Source organism: Campylobacter concisus (genome assembly GCA_002092835.1).
Classification (GTDB): Bacteria; Campylobacterota; Campylobacteria; order Campylobacterales; family Campylobacteraceae; genus Campylobacter_A; species Campylobacter_A concisus_K.
Window position 1 is genome coordinate 1 of the sequence record LVWL01000012.1, and the last position, 15,158, is coordinate 15,158.

20 protein-coding genes and 1 pseudogene are annotated in these 15,158 nt (G+C 36.0%); 10 read left to right on the forward strand and 11 right to left on the reverse strand.

The annotated features are described in order from the left end of the window. Positions 1–106: 106 nt before the first annotated feature. The 5 genes from A3835_00795 to A3835_00815 are packed head-to-tail and all read right to left on the reverse strand — an operon-like array spanning position 107 to position 4,734. A complete protein-coding gene (locus tag A3835_00795) occupies positions 107–1,447 on the reverse strand; it encodes a hypothetical protein (GenBank protein ID ORI09090.1) in 1,341 nt (446 codons plus the stop codon). Then, a complete protein-coding gene (locus A3835_00800) occupies positions 1,444–2,010 on the reverse strand; it encodes a hypothetical protein (GenBank protein ID ORI09091.1) in 567 nt (188 codons plus the stop codon). The genes A3835_00795 and A3835_00800 overlap by 4 nt, the downstream gene beginning before the upstream one ends. After that, on the reverse strand, positions 2,010–2,606 hold the full coding sequence (locus A3835_00805) for a hypothetical protein (protein ID ORI09092.1): 597 nt from the start codon (positions 2,604–2,606) through the stop codon (positions 2,010–2,012). Before A3835_00805 ends, A3835_00800 begins: the two co-directional genes overlap by 1 nt. A 9-nt stretch (positions 2,607–2,615) precedes the next feature. Further along, on the reverse strand, positions 2,616–4,169 hold the full coding sequence (locus A3835_00810) for a ribonuclease Y (GenBank protein ORI09093.1): 1,554 nt from the start codon (positions 4,167–4,169) through the stop codon (positions 2,616–2,618). Further along, positions 4,090–4,734: a 5-formyltetrahydrofolate cyclo-ligase gene (locus A3835_00815; protein ID ORI09094.1), complete on the reverse strand. Its 645-nt coding sequence runs from the start codon at positions 4,732–4,734 to the stop codon at positions 4,090–4,092. The genes A3835_00810 and A3835_00815 overlap by 80 nt, the downstream gene beginning before the upstream one ends. Before the next feature lie 49 nt (positions 4,735–4,783). Between A3835_00815 and A3835_00820 the strand changes: the two genes are divergently transcribed. The 4 genes and pseudogenes from A3835_00820 to A3835_00835 all read left to right on the forward strand — a co-directional run bounded on the left by A3835_00820 (position 4,784) and on the right by A3835_00835 (position 7,951). After that, on the forward strand, positions 4,784–5,416 hold the full coding sequence (locus tag A3835_00820; protein ID ORI09095.1) for a thioredoxin: 633 nt from the start codon (positions 4,784–4,786) through the stop codon (positions 5,414–5,416). After that, a complete protein-coding gene (locus A3835_00825; protein ID ORI09096.1) occupies positions 5,416–6,282 on the forward strand; it encodes a signal recognition particle-docking protein FtsY in 867 nt (288 codons plus the stop codon). Before A3835_00820 ends, A3835_00825 begins: the two co-directional genes overlap by 1 nt. Further along, the gene (locus A3835_00830; GenBank protein ID ORI09097.1) at positions 6,275–6,637 is read left to right on the forward strand and encodes a teicoplanin resistance protein VanZ; all 363 of its coding nucleotides are present in this window, start codon (positions 6,275–6,277) and stop codon (positions 6,635–6,637) included. Before A3835_00825 ends, A3835_00830 begins: the two co-directional genes overlap by 8 nt. Further along, positions 6,612–7,951, forward strand: a pseudogene (locus A3835_00835) (DNA repair protein RadA). The gene A3835_00830 and the pseudogene A3835_00835 overlap by 26 nt, the downstream one beginning before the upstream one ends. A gap of 145 nt (positions 7,952–8,096) precedes the next feature. Here A3835_00835 and A3835_00840 read toward each other — a convergent pair. The 3 genes from A3835_00840 to A3835_00850 form a co-directional block, all read right to left on the reverse strand. Continuing rightward, entirely contained in the window at positions 8,097–8,924 is an 828-nt protein-coding gene (locus tag A3835_00840) for a polyribonucleotide nucleotidyltransferase (protein ORI09098.1), read from the reverse strand. A 144-nt stretch (positions 8,925–9,068) separates the two neighbouring features. Next, on the reverse strand, positions 9,069–9,413 hold the full coding sequence (locus A3835_00845) for a holo-ACP synthase (protein ID ORI09099.1): 345 nt from the start codon (positions 9,411–9,413) through the stop codon (positions 9,069–9,071). Then, positions 9,410–9,946 carry a flagellar basal body protein FliL gene (locus tag A3835_00850; protein ID ORI09100.1) on the reverse strand — a complete coding sequence of 179 codons (537 nt, stop codon included), beginning with the start codon at positions 9,944–9,946 and terminating at the stop codon, positions 9,410–9,412. The genes A3835_00845 and A3835_00850 overlap by 4 nt, the downstream gene beginning before the upstream one ends. Positions 9,947–10,004: 58 nt before the next feature. On the opposite strand from A3835_00850, the gene A3835_00855 reads away from it, so the two are divergent. Continuing rightward, complete coding sequence (locus A3835_00855; GenBank protein ORI09101.1) at positions 10,005–10,487, forward strand: aminoacyl-tRNA deacylase; 483 nt, start codon at positions 10,005–10,007, stop codon at positions 10,485–10,487. On the opposite strand, the gene A3835_00860 is transcribed toward A3835_00855, so the two are convergent. Together A3835_00860 and A3835_00865 are read right to left on the reverse strand one after the other, a co-directional pair. Beyond that, positions 10,476–11,462, reverse strand: coding sequence for a dihydrodipicolinate reductase (locus A3835_00860; GenBank protein ID ORI09102.1), 987 nt, complete (start codon positions 11,460–11,462; stop codon positions 10,476–10,478). The two genes, A3835_00855 and A3835_00860, sit on opposite strands and share 12 nt — an antisense overlap. After that, complete coding sequence (locus A3835_00865) at positions 11,459–12,067, reverse strand: hypothetical protein (protein ORI09103.1); 609 nt, start codon at positions 12,065–12,067, stop codon at positions 11,459–11,461. The genes A3835_00860 and A3835_00865 overlap by 4 nt, the downstream gene beginning before the upstream one ends. A gap of 151 nt (positions 12,068–12,218) precedes the next feature. Here A3835_00865 and A3835_00870 point away from each other — a divergent pair, with 151 nt between their 5' ends. Further along, positions 12,219–12,845 carry a hypothetical protein gene (locus A3835_00870; protein ORI09104.1) on the forward strand — a complete coding sequence of 209 codons (627 nt, stop codon included), beginning with the start codon at positions 12,219–12,221 and terminating at the stop codon, positions 12,843–12,845. A 90-nt stretch (positions 12,846–12,935) separates the two neighbouring features. On the opposite strand, the gene A3835_00875 is transcribed toward A3835_00870, so the two are convergent. Then, positions 12,936–13,145, reverse strand: a complete 210-nt coding sequence (locus tag A3835_00875) for a hypothetical protein (GenBank protein ID ORI09105.1) — start codon at positions 13,143–13,145, stop codon at positions 12,936–12,938. 150 nt (positions 13,146–13,295) lie between these two features. Here A3835_00875 and A3835_00880 point away from each other — a divergent pair, with 150 nt between their 5' ends. From A3835_00880 to A3835_00895, 4 genes are all read left to right on the forward strand, one after another. After that, the gene (locus tag A3835_00880; GenBank protein ORI09106.1) at positions 13,296–13,742 is read left to right on the forward strand and encodes a transcriptional repressor; all 447 of its coding nucleotides are present in this window, start codon (positions 13,296–13,298) and stop codon (positions 13,740–13,742) included. A 101-nt stretch (positions 13,743–13,843) separates the two neighbouring features. Continuing rightward, the gene (locus tag A3835_00885) at positions 13,844–14,167 is read left to right on the forward strand and encodes a hypothetical protein (GenBank protein ID ORI09107.1); all 324 of its coding nucleotides are present in this window, start codon (positions 13,844–13,846) and stop codon (positions 14,165–14,167) included. After that, on the forward strand, positions 14,160–14,810 hold the full coding sequence (locus A3835_00890) for an aminotransferase (protein ORI09108.1): 651 nt from the start codon (positions 14,160–14,162) through the stop codon (positions 14,808–14,810). Before A3835_00885 ends, A3835_00890 begins: the two co-directional genes overlap by 8 nt. A gap of 31 nt (positions 14,811–14,841) precedes the next feature. After that, positions 14,842–15,153 (forward strand): hypothetical protein, encoded by a 312-nt coding sequence (locus tag A3835_00895; protein ORI09154.1) that lies wholly within the window; start codon positions 14,842–14,844, stop codon positions 15,151–15,153. The last annotated feature ends 5 nt before the right edge of the window (positions 15,154–15,158 follow it).

Here is a 15,158-nt window from a genome sequence, read left to right on the forward strand (position 1 = left end):
TTTAACAATTGTAAGTTAAAAGAACTTTCTGCCCTGCGTTTTGCAAAACAGAAAGTGAAGTATATAGAAGTGATGCTTAAATGCAGATAAAAATCAGGCTAATTTTTTAAAAACCCATAAAGAAATTTTGAAGTCCAACTTTTTCATTAAATATAATATCTTTTTTGTTTGGATCATATTTAAATTCGCTTAGCACTTTTTTGCCCTCTTCTTTAAAATATCCAGCAGATATCAAAGTAGGCTCAACAAAAGCTACTTCTGGCACTAGTGTATCAAAAAAATTCGTCAGACTTTCATCGACACTTATTTTTCCACTAAGAGACAATTTATCAAAAATTTCTGACTGATTTGTTCCCTTCTTAAAGCCATTTACTGCTGCATCCAAATTTAGCTTTAAAGTCTTATCTCCTTTTTTAAAGCTTAATGTATCTATTTTTATGCTTGGATTCTTTTCTAAGATTTGATCTATTATCTCATCAAAATTTAATCCAGCTAAAACATTATAATTTTCTTCATTATTTAAATTATTAAGCTTGTTCAATACATTATTTAACACAGGTACATTGATATTTGCGATTTTGCTATCAAAGACAAAATCTGTATATTTTACTTTATCAACTGCTACTATACCTATTTTTATAACATCGTCTGATCTTCCAAGATCATTTGAGATTTCAAATTTTGAGTCATACTTAAAGTCATCTATCAAGATATTACTTACATCATTAGATGCGAAAGACACCCTTTTAAATTTAACTTTTGCTAGATAAGGTACAAGCTGGCTCTCTAAAATTTTTGAAAACTTAACCGGCTCTTTATAACTTGAGTCAATATAAAACCCTTCGATATTTAGATCAACTTTATTGTATTCACTAAAATCTTTCAAAAAAATCTTATCTGCTTCAACTTTTAAGCTGTTTATACTATCTTTTGAATCAAGCGTCATACCAATTTTTATATCTTTTGTATTAACGGCAGTTTTTTGCTTATCATTAAATTCAATATTGCTAAATTTAATATCCATATCTTTATCACCAGTTAGGCTAACTTTTGTTTTAGTTGTTGCAATAACATTTGATCCCATAAATGTTGCGATAATATTTTTAATCATATCGTTTTGGATAGAAATTTTTGAGTCTATTTCAAAGCCATCTATAAAAGCAAGCACTGTATGAGAAATTTCATTTTCTACTTTAAAAACCAAATCCTCATTTACATTTTTACCAAATATATTTTCCAAAAGATCTTTTGAAACACTAAAATCAAATGATCCTTTTGAGCCAAAAAAACCTTTTTTGTAATTGTTATTAGAAATTTTAAAGCCCTTAATATTGTTTAGATCATTCACTATTCTTTGATAGTTTTTCTCCACCTCATTTGAAGCAAAATAAACCGCTCCAATGGCCACCACGATAACCACGATTAAAGCAGATATCACCTTTTTCATGCTTTTCTCCTTTTTGTAATATGTTGTAAAAAAAACCAAATTCCAAGCAACAAACAAACCATGGCAAGAGGCATAATATATCCATGCTCGCCAAGATAGTCGCTTGCACCTACAAAATAATCACCCGCTTTAAAGCTGGCAAATCCGATAATGACCGCCCAAAGCACTGACGAGATCGAATTTATAATGCTAAATTTATAAAATGAATACTTCGTAAGTCCAAGCGCGATAGGAACCAAAGTTTTGACGCCGTAGATAAATTTCTTGATAAATATTATCTTATCGCCATGTTTTTTAGCCAAAATTCCTGCATAAGCAAGCTTTCTTTTATGATTTTTGATATAAGGCATAAGTGAGTTTTTATTAAATCTTGCGACATAAAAAATTAGCGTGTCACCAATTGTATTTGCCACAGCAGCGACAATTATACTAAGAGTGATGTCCATCTTGCCAGCAAAACTTAAAATTCCAGCGGCGATTAATGCAACCATGCCGCCACCAAGGCTATAAAAAAACAATACAATATAGCCGTATGTTGAAACTGAGTTTATGATATCTTGCATTAATCTCCTAAAAGTTTAGATGCAGAGGCTATTAGCTGTTCATAGGCATAGCCACTTTGCTTTAAAATTTCTTCTCTTGCACTGATGACTGCTCCACCAAAGCTAGCACCCGCAAAAAAACCATCATTTGCGGCATATGCGTAGATATCACTTGAAAATTTAAAATCGCTTACTTTACTGTAATTGCGTCCAATATCACCAAAAGCTACTGATAGCTTTGTATCAAGCGTGATCTTGGCATCCTTAATATCATGGATAATACTATCTTTAAATATAAAAAGCACAAGCGAACTATCTTCATAACCAAGCTGTATACCGATGCTGCCGCCACTTATGCTAACTGGTAAAATTTCACTTGGCGAGTTAATGTTGCCAACAACCATGATGCCATCTCCACCCATACCACCAACTACAAAACCGACCTTTTTAACACTTGGAAAGATGATCGTCGCTTTTGACTGCTCGATTAGCTCTTTTATAGGAGCGTTTCTAGCGCCTCTCATCGTTGTTATAAACGAGTTTGCCGAGTCCAGCACGAGCTCCTCGCTGGCAAAGCCAATTGAGAAAAATAATAAAATTGAAAAAAGAAATTTCATATTTTGCCGTTATTTTGCAAAATCAACAGCGCGAGTCTCTCTGATGACGCTTACTTTTATCTCACCAGGATACTGCACCTTGCTCTCGATCTCTTGAGCTATCTCTTTTGCTACAAGCACTGCCTCGTCGTCGTTTATGAGTTTAGCATTTGCGATGACACGAATTTCACGGCCTGCATTTATTGCATAAGCTTGTTTGATACCGTCTTTACTTTTTGCGATATTTTCGATCTCTTCGACACGTTTTAGGAAGCTCTCAAGCACCTCACGCCTTGCACCTGGACGAGCTGCACTTAGTGCGTCAGCTGCGCAAACAGCCGCACTTTCTATACTTGTTGCCTCTTCGTGGCCGTGGTGAGCGTAGATAGCGTTGATGACTACTGGATGCTCTTTGTAGCGTTTACAAATTTCAGCTCCAAGATCAACGTGACTGCCCTCATACTCGTGAGTTAGCGCCTTACCGATATCGTGAAGTATGCCAGCTCTTTTTGCAAGCTTCTCATCTCCGCCACACTCAGCTGCGATGATACCAGCAAGGTGAGCTACTTCAAGGCTGTGAGCCAAGGCATTTTGTCCGTAGCTTGCTCTAAATTTAAGCTTGCCTATTAGTTTTACTATCTCTGGGTGAATTTTATTTAGACCAAGATCCATGACGATGTTTTCGCCCTCTTCTTGTATGCTTTGCTCAAATTCTTCAGTCACTTTTTTGTGAAGGTCTTCTATCCTCGCAGGTTGGATTCTTCCATCCTCTACCAAAAGCTCGATCACTCTTGTTGCGATCGCACGCCTGTAAAGGTTAAAGCTGCTTAGTATGATTGCGTGCGGGGTATCATCGATGATGATATCAACTCCAAGCACCATTTCAAGGGTCTTGATATTACGTCCTTCTTTACCGATGATCCTACCTTTTAGCTCATCGTTTTTGATATTTACTACATTTATCAGACGCTCAGCCGCAAATTCTCCAGCAAATCTTGACGTAGCCTGCGCCAAGATGTAATTAACTCTCTTTTTAGCCTCTCTTTTTGCTTCTTCTTCGTATTTTCTAACGATATGAGCGATATCCGCACGAGACTTCTCCTCGACCTTTTTAAGCACGACCTCTTTTGCTTCTTCTTCTGTTAAGCCAGCAGCGTGCTCAAGCACTCTTATTGCTTCTTCTACTTTGTTTTGATAAGTCGCTTTTAAATTTAAACCCTCTTCGTAAGTGATCTTTGCGTCTTGCTTATCTTTTTCAAAAAGCTCTTTACTCTCGTTTAAAAGCTCTTGCTCATTTAGCAAAATTTTCTCTTTTTTGGCTAGTTCATCAAATTTACTTGCATACTCTTTTTGAAGCTTTGTCGTCTTGTCATCGTATCTTTTTTTGGCTTCAAATTCAGCCTCTTGTACTGAAATTTTAGAATTTTTAAGCGTTAGCTCAGCTTCATACTCAATAGCTTTTGCCTTTGCTTTTGCTTGTTCTAAGAATATGTTGTAGTTTGCATCATTTATTTTTTTGGCGTATAGATACCCTGCTCCAACGCCAGCCACACCGGCTCCTAAGCCTATTAAAACCTCTATCATTTATTCCTCTTTTTATATAATTTTTATTTGGGGTTATATAAAAGTCTGCTACCGCGTCTTGTGTACTTGAAAGCACATCTTTGGTATAAAAGTCTTTTATCTCAAGAAAAACTATCCGTTTTGGCTTAATAGGCAAAGAGTCAAAAAATCTATCATAAAATCCTTTTCCATGCCCTATCCTAGCCATAGCTCCATCAACCCCAATCGCTGGAACTACTGCCATATCAAGTCTAACATTATCCATTTTTTTGCCAGATGGCTGTCTGACATTAAATTTATAAGTTAGAAATGGCAGTCGCAATCTTACCATCTCTAAGCTAAGACCTACCATAAAAGGGGCAAAAATTTCACATTTATGTGATAAATTTCGCCTTATTTTAAGCACATCAACTTCGTAGTTAAGTGGCAAATAAAACAGTACTTTCTTAGAATTTGTAAAATTTATCAATTTTAAAAGAGTTTTCGTAGCTTTATAATGCGAGCATTTGGCCTTAAATTTAGTAAGTTTCATCAAATTTGCTCTTGCATTTTTTCTAAATTCATTTTTTTCTAAATTAACGCTCATTTTATGCTCTTTCTTGTATAATCCTGAAATCTTATTCAAAAGGAAATTTATGACATTAAAACGAGCAATTATAACATCACTTTGCATTTTTGCATTTTTTGGATGCGGCGACGAGAACAAGCAAAAAAAAGAGCAAAATACAAGCGAACAAACGCAAGGCAAAATTTTAGATAAAAATGCTAGCAAAGATGAAAATTTAAGCAAAGACTCACTCACTCCAAAAATGAGTGAAAATGCCCAAGATAGCGAGATAAAAGAGATAAATCTAAAGCTGCTAAGTGGAGCAACTATGCAGATTACAAAAAGAAGCAATGGCTTTGATGTAAAAGATGGTAAAAAAGCAACGCTTTACGTATTTTTTGCCACTTGGTGCCCTCCTTGCAAGGCTGAGATCCCGCATCTAAACAACTTAAGTGAGAAATTTAAAAATGAGCTAGATATCGTTGGTGTGCTACTTGAAGACAAAAGTGAAGATGAAGTAAAAGATTTTGCTCAAAAATATAAAATAAAATATGAAGTCGCGGTTGGCGAGGGAAATTTTTTATTTGAAAAAGCGATGGGCGGTATAAAAGGCTTGCCTGCGTCAGCACTTTTTAAAGCAAATGGCGACTACGTTCAGGGCTACATCGGTCTTGTACCTGAAGAGATGCTTGAAAACGACATAAATAGGGCCACAAAATAATGCTTGATTTTCTAAAAAAAGGCCTTGAGAAGACTTTTGGAGCGATAAGTTCAGCGAAGAAGTCAAAAAAGATAGACAAAGAGAGCTTAGAAGAAATTTTACTTGAAGCTGACGTAGCCTATGAGATCGTAGAAGAAATTTTATACTACTTGCCGCCACAAGATGAAGTGAGTAGAGCTGATCTTAGGCGCGTTATGAGTAGCTATTTTATCTACGAAAATGAGCGTGTGATCGAGCCTGATAAGCCATTTGTCGATCTCATCCTTGGCGTAAATGGCGCTGGCAAGACGACAACCATCGCAAAGCTTGCAAATTTATATAAAAATAACGGTAAAAGCGTTATTTTAGGTGCTTGTGATACATTTAGAGCTGGAGCGATCGAGCAGCTACGCCAGTGGTCAATCAGACTAAATGTGCCAATAGTCGCCACACAGCAAGGGCATGATCCTTCAGCTGTTGCTTACGATACGATTAGCTCAGCCCTTGCAAAAGGCATCGACCGAGTCATCCTAGACACAGCTGGCAGACTTCAAAACCAGACAAATTTGGCAAACGAGCTAGAAAAAATCGTTCGTATTAGCAAAAAAGCTTACGAAAAAGCACCTCACCGCAAAATTTTGATTCTTGATGGCACGCAAGGTAACGCCGGAGTTGCGCAAGCGAAAGCATTTAACGATATTGTCTCGCTTGATGGCGTCATCATCACAAAGCTTGACGGCACTGCAAAGGGAGGAGCGCTATTTGGCGTGGCAAGAGAGCTTGAGCTACCTATATTTTATATAGGCGTTGGCGAGAGCATGGATGATATCATCAAATTTAACCCGGATGAATTTTTAGACGAGCTCATGGACGCCATTTTTGAGTAGAGTGAAATTCCTTAGCAAAATTTGCTTTTTCGCTGCTCTTTTGGCGATCGATTTTCTTGCATTTACTCAAAAAAGTCCCACGATCATCGAAAATTCGTGGGATAAAGCAAATCATTTTTTAGCTTTTTGCGTCCTATACATCCTGCTTTATCTTGGCTATGAGTTTAAAATTTTTAAAAATTTAGCCCTGCTTTTAGCCTTTGGTGTGCAAATAGAGCTCGTTCAGGCATTTTTACCAAACAGGGAATTTAGTCTGCTTGACATCGTGGCTGATATGATCGGAGCGGCTTTTGGAGTGATAGTAGCTAAAATTTTAAAAAGGATAATTTATGGCAAAAGCAAAGCCAGTTTTTGAATGTCAAGCCTGCGGTAATCAACAGGCAAAGTGGCTGGGTAAATGCCCACAATGTGGGGCTTGGGATAGCTTTGTCGAGCTTAGTCAGCAAGAGATAAAGATAAGTAAAGAGATAGTAAAAAGCACTGGAGCGCCTAGTAAGGCTGTAAGCATCGACGAGGTAGAAATTCAAAATTTTACGAGATTTAGCACCAAAGATAGCGAACTAGACCTTGTTCTTGGTGGTGGCGTGGTTGAGGGCTCGCTAGTTTTAATAGGTGGCAGTCCGGGCATCGGTAAATCAACCTTGCTTCTAAAAATTGGCTCAAATTTAGCAAAAGACGGTAAAAAAACACTCTATGTAAGCGGCGAAGAGAGCCAAAGCCAGATAAAAATGAGAGCTGATAGGCTAAATGCGGTGGATAAAAATTTATACCTGCTAACTGAAATTTGCCTAGAAGATATCTTGCTTGAAGTGCAAAAGAGCGATTATAAAGTACTCGTGATCGACTCCATACAAACGCTTTATAGCCAAAATATAAGCTCCGCTCCAGGCTCGATCACACAGGTTCGCGAGATCACATTTGAGCTAATGAGGCTAGCAAAGAGCCAAAATATCTGCGTTTTCATCATCGGACATATCACCAAAGAAGGTTCGATCGCAGGGCCCAGAGTGCTTGAACACATGGTCGATGTGGTGCTTTATTTCGAGGGCGATGCGAGCAGAGAGCTAAGAATTTTGCGTGGGTTTAAAAACCGCTTTGGCTCGACGAGCGAGGTTGGCATATTTGAGATGAGCCAGCATGGGCTGGTTAGCGCAAATGAAGTCTCGAGTAAATTTTTCACACGTGGCGGAGCGATGAGTGGCAGTGCGATCACCATCATAATGGAAGGCTCAAGAGCGCTTAGCATCGAAATTCAGGCGCTTGTTTGCGAAAGTGCCTATCCAAAACGAGCTCAACTGGCTTTGAGAGAAACCGCCTAGATATGCTACTAGCCCTACTTGAGCGAAAGCTAGAAATTCCACTTGGACACTACGACGTCTTTATAAACGTTTCAGGTGGCGTCAAGATAAACGAGACAGCGGCCGATCTAGCCGTCATCGCAGCGATAATCAGTAGCTTCAAAAACCGCCCTATCAGTAAGGACAGCGTCTTCATCGGTGAGCTAAGCCTAAACGGTGAGATAAGAGAAATTTTCAACCTCGATCAGCGACTAAAAGAGGCAAAAACGCAGAAATTTAAAAATGCCATCATCCCAAACAAACCGCTTGACACGCAAGGGCTAAAATGCTTTTACGCAAAAGATATCACGCAAGTGCTTGAGTGGATGTAAATTTATCTTGCCAGCGACTTAATATCAATACTTTGCTGGCTAGTCCATGTTTTTTGAAATTTATCTTTTGCATAAGTCTTATGATATCTATGCTTTTTCTTTGAAATTTAAATTATAAAAATTCCATTCTTTGCTTATAAAACACCTATGCACTCTTATCCACTTTAAGCTTTGCCACTTTTTCTAAAATTTCAAACATGCTCTTGCCACTATCAAATTCACTCTTTATAAATTTATAAAGCTCTTTAAATCTCTCATCGGCTTCAAGCTTATAGGTGTGAGATTTTTTAGTAACTTGTATAGGTATAAATTTCTTCTCTCTGGCATTGTCTTCTTTTTCAAGGTTATCTATATTCTGAACACCTTTTTCGTTTAGCTCTTTTAATATATTAACAGCATTTTTAGCATCTTCGCTAGATAAAGTTATATTAAACCGCTCTTTTAGTGCATATTTAGCCCACTCCTCTTTAAACTCATCAACGCTCATATCACTATCAAGCAGATCAATAGTCCTTGAGTTTTGCATAAATAGCAAATCACTATCGCCACGATATTCATTTAAAAATTCATTTACAGTGTATGGGGTATCTCTTAAAATTTTTGGCTTATCATTGTCTGGTTTTGCTTGCTGACCTTGTATATACTCTACAAACAAACCCTTGCTTTCATTTATGAAATTTTTAAGATCTGATAGCTGCTCGCTTGTAAAGTTAGGATCATAACCTCTAAGCTTTCCTATGATAGTGACTTTTGCTTCATCGCCCTTTGTAAAGCCAGATAGTGGATATATATGTCTATCATAAGACGCAGCTTGAGCTTTTCTATCAAGCCTTGCATATTTAGGAAAGCTCATACCATATCCCATATCGTTACTAAGTATCTCGTTTATATCGTTAAATTTAAAGCCCATCTCTCTTGCTATGTTCTCTCTTGAGAGATGGTTAGTAGTTGGGAGGTTATTAGAAATTCGCATTTTACTATCCTTAGTCTCTTTAGCTCCATTAAATCTTAATTAAAGATATCGTCTTTTCTTTAAAAAATTTTATAAAAATACGTTTTTTAAATTTATCAGAAGTAGTTAAAAGATATTAAAAAGCTTTGTAAAAATGTATAAATTTTAGACAATCATCACTGCAGCTACAGCAAATCCGCCATCGTGAGTTATGCTAAGGCTTGTTTCTTTGATATTAAAATTTGTATAAATTTTTGGGCTAAATTTTATCTTTGGTGCATTTTTTGCGTCTTTGCTAAGCTCAATGTCCAAAAAGCCACACTCTTTGCTGATACCCACACCAAGAGCTTTGCTAGCTGCTTCTTTGGCCGCCCAAAATCCAGCCAAAGTCGCATCATTTTTTGCCAGCGTGATCTCGTCATCACTAAGAAATTTTTTTAAAAAAAGCTCGCCGTAACGAGCTTTGAGTCTAGAAATTCTATCTATTTTAATGATGTCAATGCCTATCATTGAACCACAAAATCAGTAAAAAATATATTTTTGATGTAGCCATCATTTAGCACTTCATTTAGCTTGCCTACAATCTCGTCTTTTAGCCTATCTTTGCCCTTTGTGGTGCTTACTTCTTCGTAAGTTTTTGACGAAAGTGTCCTGATGATAATGTCTCTTAAAAGTGCCTTTTTCTTATCAAGCTCAGGAGTTAGCAACTCATCGCTTTGCTCCATATCGATCTTAGTTTTAAGAAATCTTGAGCCATTTTCGCTAAGCAAATTTACAATAAACTGATCAAGCGGATATATCGGCCCCATATTTGAATAGTCGTTGCTACCATGCTTTGCCTTATTTTGAGCTGGCATGGACTGCGTTTGAGTCTGAGCTGGTGTTTGCGCCATATTTGCCTCTTTTGGCTCATCAGAACTAAGCATCAAAAACGCGACTAGCCCTCCAATAACTAGCAGCAAAACAAATATCGCAATGATAATTATCATTAATGCACCATTGCCACCTTTTTTTGCTTTTTTCTCTTCAACTTCTTCAGCCATCTTTCCTCCTTTAAGTTTTGGCTATAATTATACAAAAAATTCGCAAAAATGAGAAAAAATGATACATAAGACAAATGCTGCCAGAGCTTTAGATAAACTAAAAATTAATTATGAAATTTTAGAGTATGAAGTTGATTTAAACGATCTTTCAGCCCTCCACGTAGCAGCTAGCACTAAGCAAGATATAAAGCAAATTTATAAGACTATTGTTTGTGAGTGCGAGCCTAAAAATTTTGTCGTTGCTTGCTTGCAAGGCGATCTGGAGCTTGATCTAAAAGCACTTGCTCATGCGTGTGGCGCCAAACGCTGCGAACTTATAAATTTAAAAGATCTAGAAAAGATCACTGGCTACATCAGGGGCGGCTGTTCACCGCTTGCTATGAAAAAACACTTTGCCACATTTATCGATGAACGTGCAAAAGAGCAAGAGTATGTGTTGGTAAGCGCTGGAGTGAGAGGCAAACAGATAAAAATAGCACCAAATGATCTTTTAAAGGCTTGTGAGGCAAGTTTTGCCAATATCGCTAGGCTAGCTCTTTAAAAACTCTATAAATTTAAACTTCTCGCCTAAAAACTCGGGCGAGAGTAGAAATTTCGCCTGTTTGGCTGCATTTTCATAGGCTTGCTTGCTACCATTTTCAAGTACTAAAGATAAAATTTCATCCACGCCAAGATCGCAAACTAAAGCTTCGTTTTGTTTTTTAAATTTAAGCATCTCAAAGCCAGCCTCATAAAAAGCCTCTTTTACTTGCTTAAAGCAAAGACTATAAGTTAGATCCGATCTTTTAAAATATGGCTCAAGGTCTGAAATTTCAAATAAAGAAAATACTTGATGGTCTTTAAAAACTCTTAGGCTAAACTCATTTTTTGGCTCAAATTCGCCGTAGTCAAAGCTTAAAAATCTTACCTTTTTTGCCGCATTTGCAAGCTGTAGCGCAAATTTAGCGTAGCTAGTTGATATCTCGCCTTTTTTTATGCCAAATTTCTTTGCAAGAGCTAGCAAGTTTTGATCTGCTTTTTGCCAGTGAAATTTTAGGTCTTCGTCCACAAAAAGCATATTTTGCCCATCTATCACCTCGCAGCTAAATGCGTCAAGCAGCTCATTTGAGATAACAAACATTTCATCAAACGAGCACTCGCCCAAATTTTCATAGTGTTTTATTTTGATATCATCGCCAAAGCGTTTTGCAAAAGTCTCAAGCTGTTTTTTACGTAAAATTTCATGAGGTTCGATGATTATAAACTCTAAATTTGGCAAAATTTCTGGCTCAAGCGTAAAAATTCCTTGCGCAAAATCAGCTAGCATTTCACCTGAGTTTGCACCGATCTCCACAACCTTGCAAGAGCTAGAAATTTCGCCGTTTTTAAGCAGCTTTAAAAAGTAGTTCGCAAGGCAAGCACCAAAAAGATAGCCAACGCTTACATTTGTATAAAAATCGCCCTTTTTGCCGATATCTACGCCAAATTTATAGTAGTTTTCATTGACCCAGATATCAAAAAACTCGCTAAATTTCATAGATCTGGCAGCTTCCAACCCCTGTAAAATGCAAACATCCTAACCGTAATACCAAGAGCAAGTAAAAGCATGGTAAAAAAGATATTACTAAGCCCAAGATGATAAAGCACAAAGTAAGCAAGTCCTACTCCAAGACTTATCGTGCCGTAAAGTCCGGTGCGTAAAAACCAAGGAATTTCGTTTAGTAAAATATCCCTTAAGATGCCGCCACCAACGCCATTAAAAAAGGCCACCATCATGACGCCAAAGACATTGTAATTGTACTCAATCGCAACCATCGCCCCAACGATGGAAAAACAAATAACATCGATCGCATCGGCAAAAATAAAGACAAATTTTTTCTCCAAACCTTCTCTTTTTGTGTGTAAATTTGTAACTCTAGAGACTACAAGCATAAAGATAACGACGCTTATTGGCATATAGTGCGTGAACGAATAAACTGCCCTACCAACGAGCATGTCACGTACAATACCACCTCCAAGTGCGGTCAAAAACGCAGACAAAAAGACACCAAGCCAGTCGCACTCTTTTTTTAATGCAAATAAAAAGCCACTAAGTGCGGCAGATGCGATACCAACATATTCTACAAAAAGTATTAAGCTCATATTTTTTCCTTAAAAATGTCATTTTATAATGAAATCTCATAAAAGCTCATTAATAATATTTTTACCATTGGTTTATTTTAGGCTATAATGGTGAAAATTTTACACAAGGAAATTTGATGAAAAGACTCTTAACTCTGCTTTTAATAAGCTCATTTTTGCGTTAAACTTAAACGCTGATGTGATTCAAAATCAAAAACTAAAAAATGCTATAAATATTTTAAACGCTTTTGGTGCAAGAAATTTAAAGCCAAATACTAAATTTGAAGGCATAAAAGCGATCGCCATAATCCCTGATGTAACAAAAGCAGGCGCTATTGTAACTGGCTCAACAGGTAAAGGCGTTTTTATCGCTAAAAACGATGATGGTGAATGGTCAAGCCCATTTTTTGTAAATTACACATCTGGTAGCATAGGCTTACAACTTGGTTACAGCTCAGCTGATATGATCATATTATTTAAAAATTCAGAAGCTTATGCAAATTTATTTAATGCAAAAGATACGATCAGCCTAAAAGCAGAAGCAACTGGTGGCGTTGGTAATGAAGTAGCGATCACAAGTGATTTGCCTGAAATTTCAGCATTTGCTGAGGAGCGCGGCAAGACAAGTGGTGCTTTTGTAGGCGTCAGCTTAGATGTGGCAAGGCTTAAAATAAATATACAAGATACAAATGATTACTATGAGCGAATGTATGATTTTGAAAATATCTACAACAATAGCCCAAAAGCTAGTAAATACACACTAAAATTTAAAGAAATAATCTCAAAATACTTCTTATAACTCAAATTTCTTGGCTCATTAAGTGAGTCAAGAGCTCTTTTTATTTTTACTTTTTGATTAATTTTATAGAAGTTATGGCTTAGCTTTTTGCTAAACCATAAATAGTGAAACAAAGCGTTTTTTAGGGATTGGAGAAAATTGAGTCATATACTCAAACGCTTCTTCGTAATCGCCATCTGTATATTGTGCAACTTGCTCGATAAGCTCATAAAGCTCCTCATCGTCCATAGAATCAAAACTGCCTCTATTTTCTAAAACCTCTAACAAAACGGCGTCTAATTCAAGCTCGTCGTAAGTCATTTTATTCCTTAATTTTGATTTAAAAAATGCGACACTATACCAAAACAATCTTATAAAATACTTTACTTGAAATTCGTAAGAAATTTTATGCTTTTTTTATAAGTAAAGTTGTAAAATCCTTATATTCATTATCATTTTAGTTAGGTTTTTGTGGATAATTTTGAACTATTTTATAAGCATTTTAAAGAGTTTTTAGAAGCCTTTGGGCAGAAAAGCTCAGAGTTAAAAGAACAAATTTTGCATGTACTTTTCATTAGCAACTCTCATCTAAGTGCTCAAGAAATTTCTTCAGAAATTTACAAAATCCACAAGAATGAAATTTCAATGACATCAATTTATTCTTTTTTAAATTTTCTCGAAATGCATCATCTTGCAAATTGTTTTGAAGAGAATGGAGTAAAGAAATTTGAGTTAAATTTAAAATCCTCGCACGATCATTTGATATGTGAAATTTGTGAAAAGATAGTTGATTTTGAAGATGAGATGATAGAGCAAAGGCAAGAGCAAATTTTCAAAGAAAAAAATTTTAGCGAGCAGTCGCATACGATGATACTTTATGGTATTTGCAGTGATTGCCAAGAGAAAAATGAAAATTAAATTTTATCATTTCATTTTACTTTTTGATAATGAAAAACAAAAAAATTTCAGATTTATTTAAGCTGTGAAATAGATAATACGCAATTAAAAAAAGGATGAAAATGGATATAAAAACACAAACTTTAGCACAAGTTGCAAGCTATTTTTCAATGATAGCTCACACAAACGGCAGACTAAGAGTAAGAGTTAGTCCAAAGATAAAAGAGCTAAGTAGTAGCGTAAATTTAGCTAGCCTAGATGATGTGATAGCTCAGATAAATGGTATAAAAAATGTAAAATTTAACAAGCTAATCGGCTCTGTAACGATCGAATACGATCATGAAATTTTTCCAAAAAACCTTTGGGAGGATCTTTTAAAAGGGCAAAATTTAGAAGAGATTTCAACTAGAGTAAATGAAGTTGCAAAAGAAGTGAAATATGCTTAATGAACTTTTAAATGCATCATACACCAGCGAAAAAAACGCACTTAGTTTATATGAAAATTTAGCTTTATTTGGTGATGTTTTTAACGAGATCGCAAATATCAGAAAAAATGCGATCATCTTGACAGAAAAATTTGCAAGTACACATGATTATGAGCTTGCTTGCGAAAATGAAGCTATATTTTTGCCAGCAAAAAATAAAGAAGATGCACTGATACAAGCTTTAAACTATGAGTTAGAGCTAAATAAAATGTATGAAAAATTTTGTGAAAGCTTAGATGACGAGGAGCTAAAAGATCTATTTTTTAGACTTTGGGCTACTTCAAATAACGAATACATAGCCTCCTTAAAGCAACGCTTAAAAGAAATTTATAGTGGCTGTGAAATAAAAAATGAGCTAAATTTAAATGAAATTTCACAAAATTTTGAGCAAAACGGCATAACAAATATTTTAGAAAACTATCAAAATGACTTTAATGAGATAACTAAAAGCTTGCAAAATATCGCAAGTGGCAAGGCTGATAAAAGCGAGTTAGCAAAGATAACTAATAATCCAAATTTCTCGTTTTTTAGCGGACTTGCGCTTGGGGCATTAGGCATTTCAGTAGTTAGTAAAAATTTTAATAAGGATGAAGAAAATGAATAATTTACAAAATCAAACAAAGAAAGGATTTAAAATGGCATTACCATTTTTAGCAGGTTTAGCAGTAGGCGGTTTAGCAATAGCTGCTTGGAATAAAAGAGATAAGATCAAAGAGTACGCCCAAGATGGCTTTGATAAAGGCAAAGAGGCCGCAAAAGATCTTTACAAAAAAGGTAAAAGTGTTGCAAAAGATGCAAAAGACTTTATAGTAAAAGAAGAAAAAAAAGCAAAACGTGGTGCTAAAAAAGTAGAAAAAGAGGCTGAAAAAGTGGTAAAGAAAACAAGAAAACCACGCGCTAAAAAGCCAGCCGCTCCAAAAGCTATCACACCAAACGATATAGCTTAAGGATA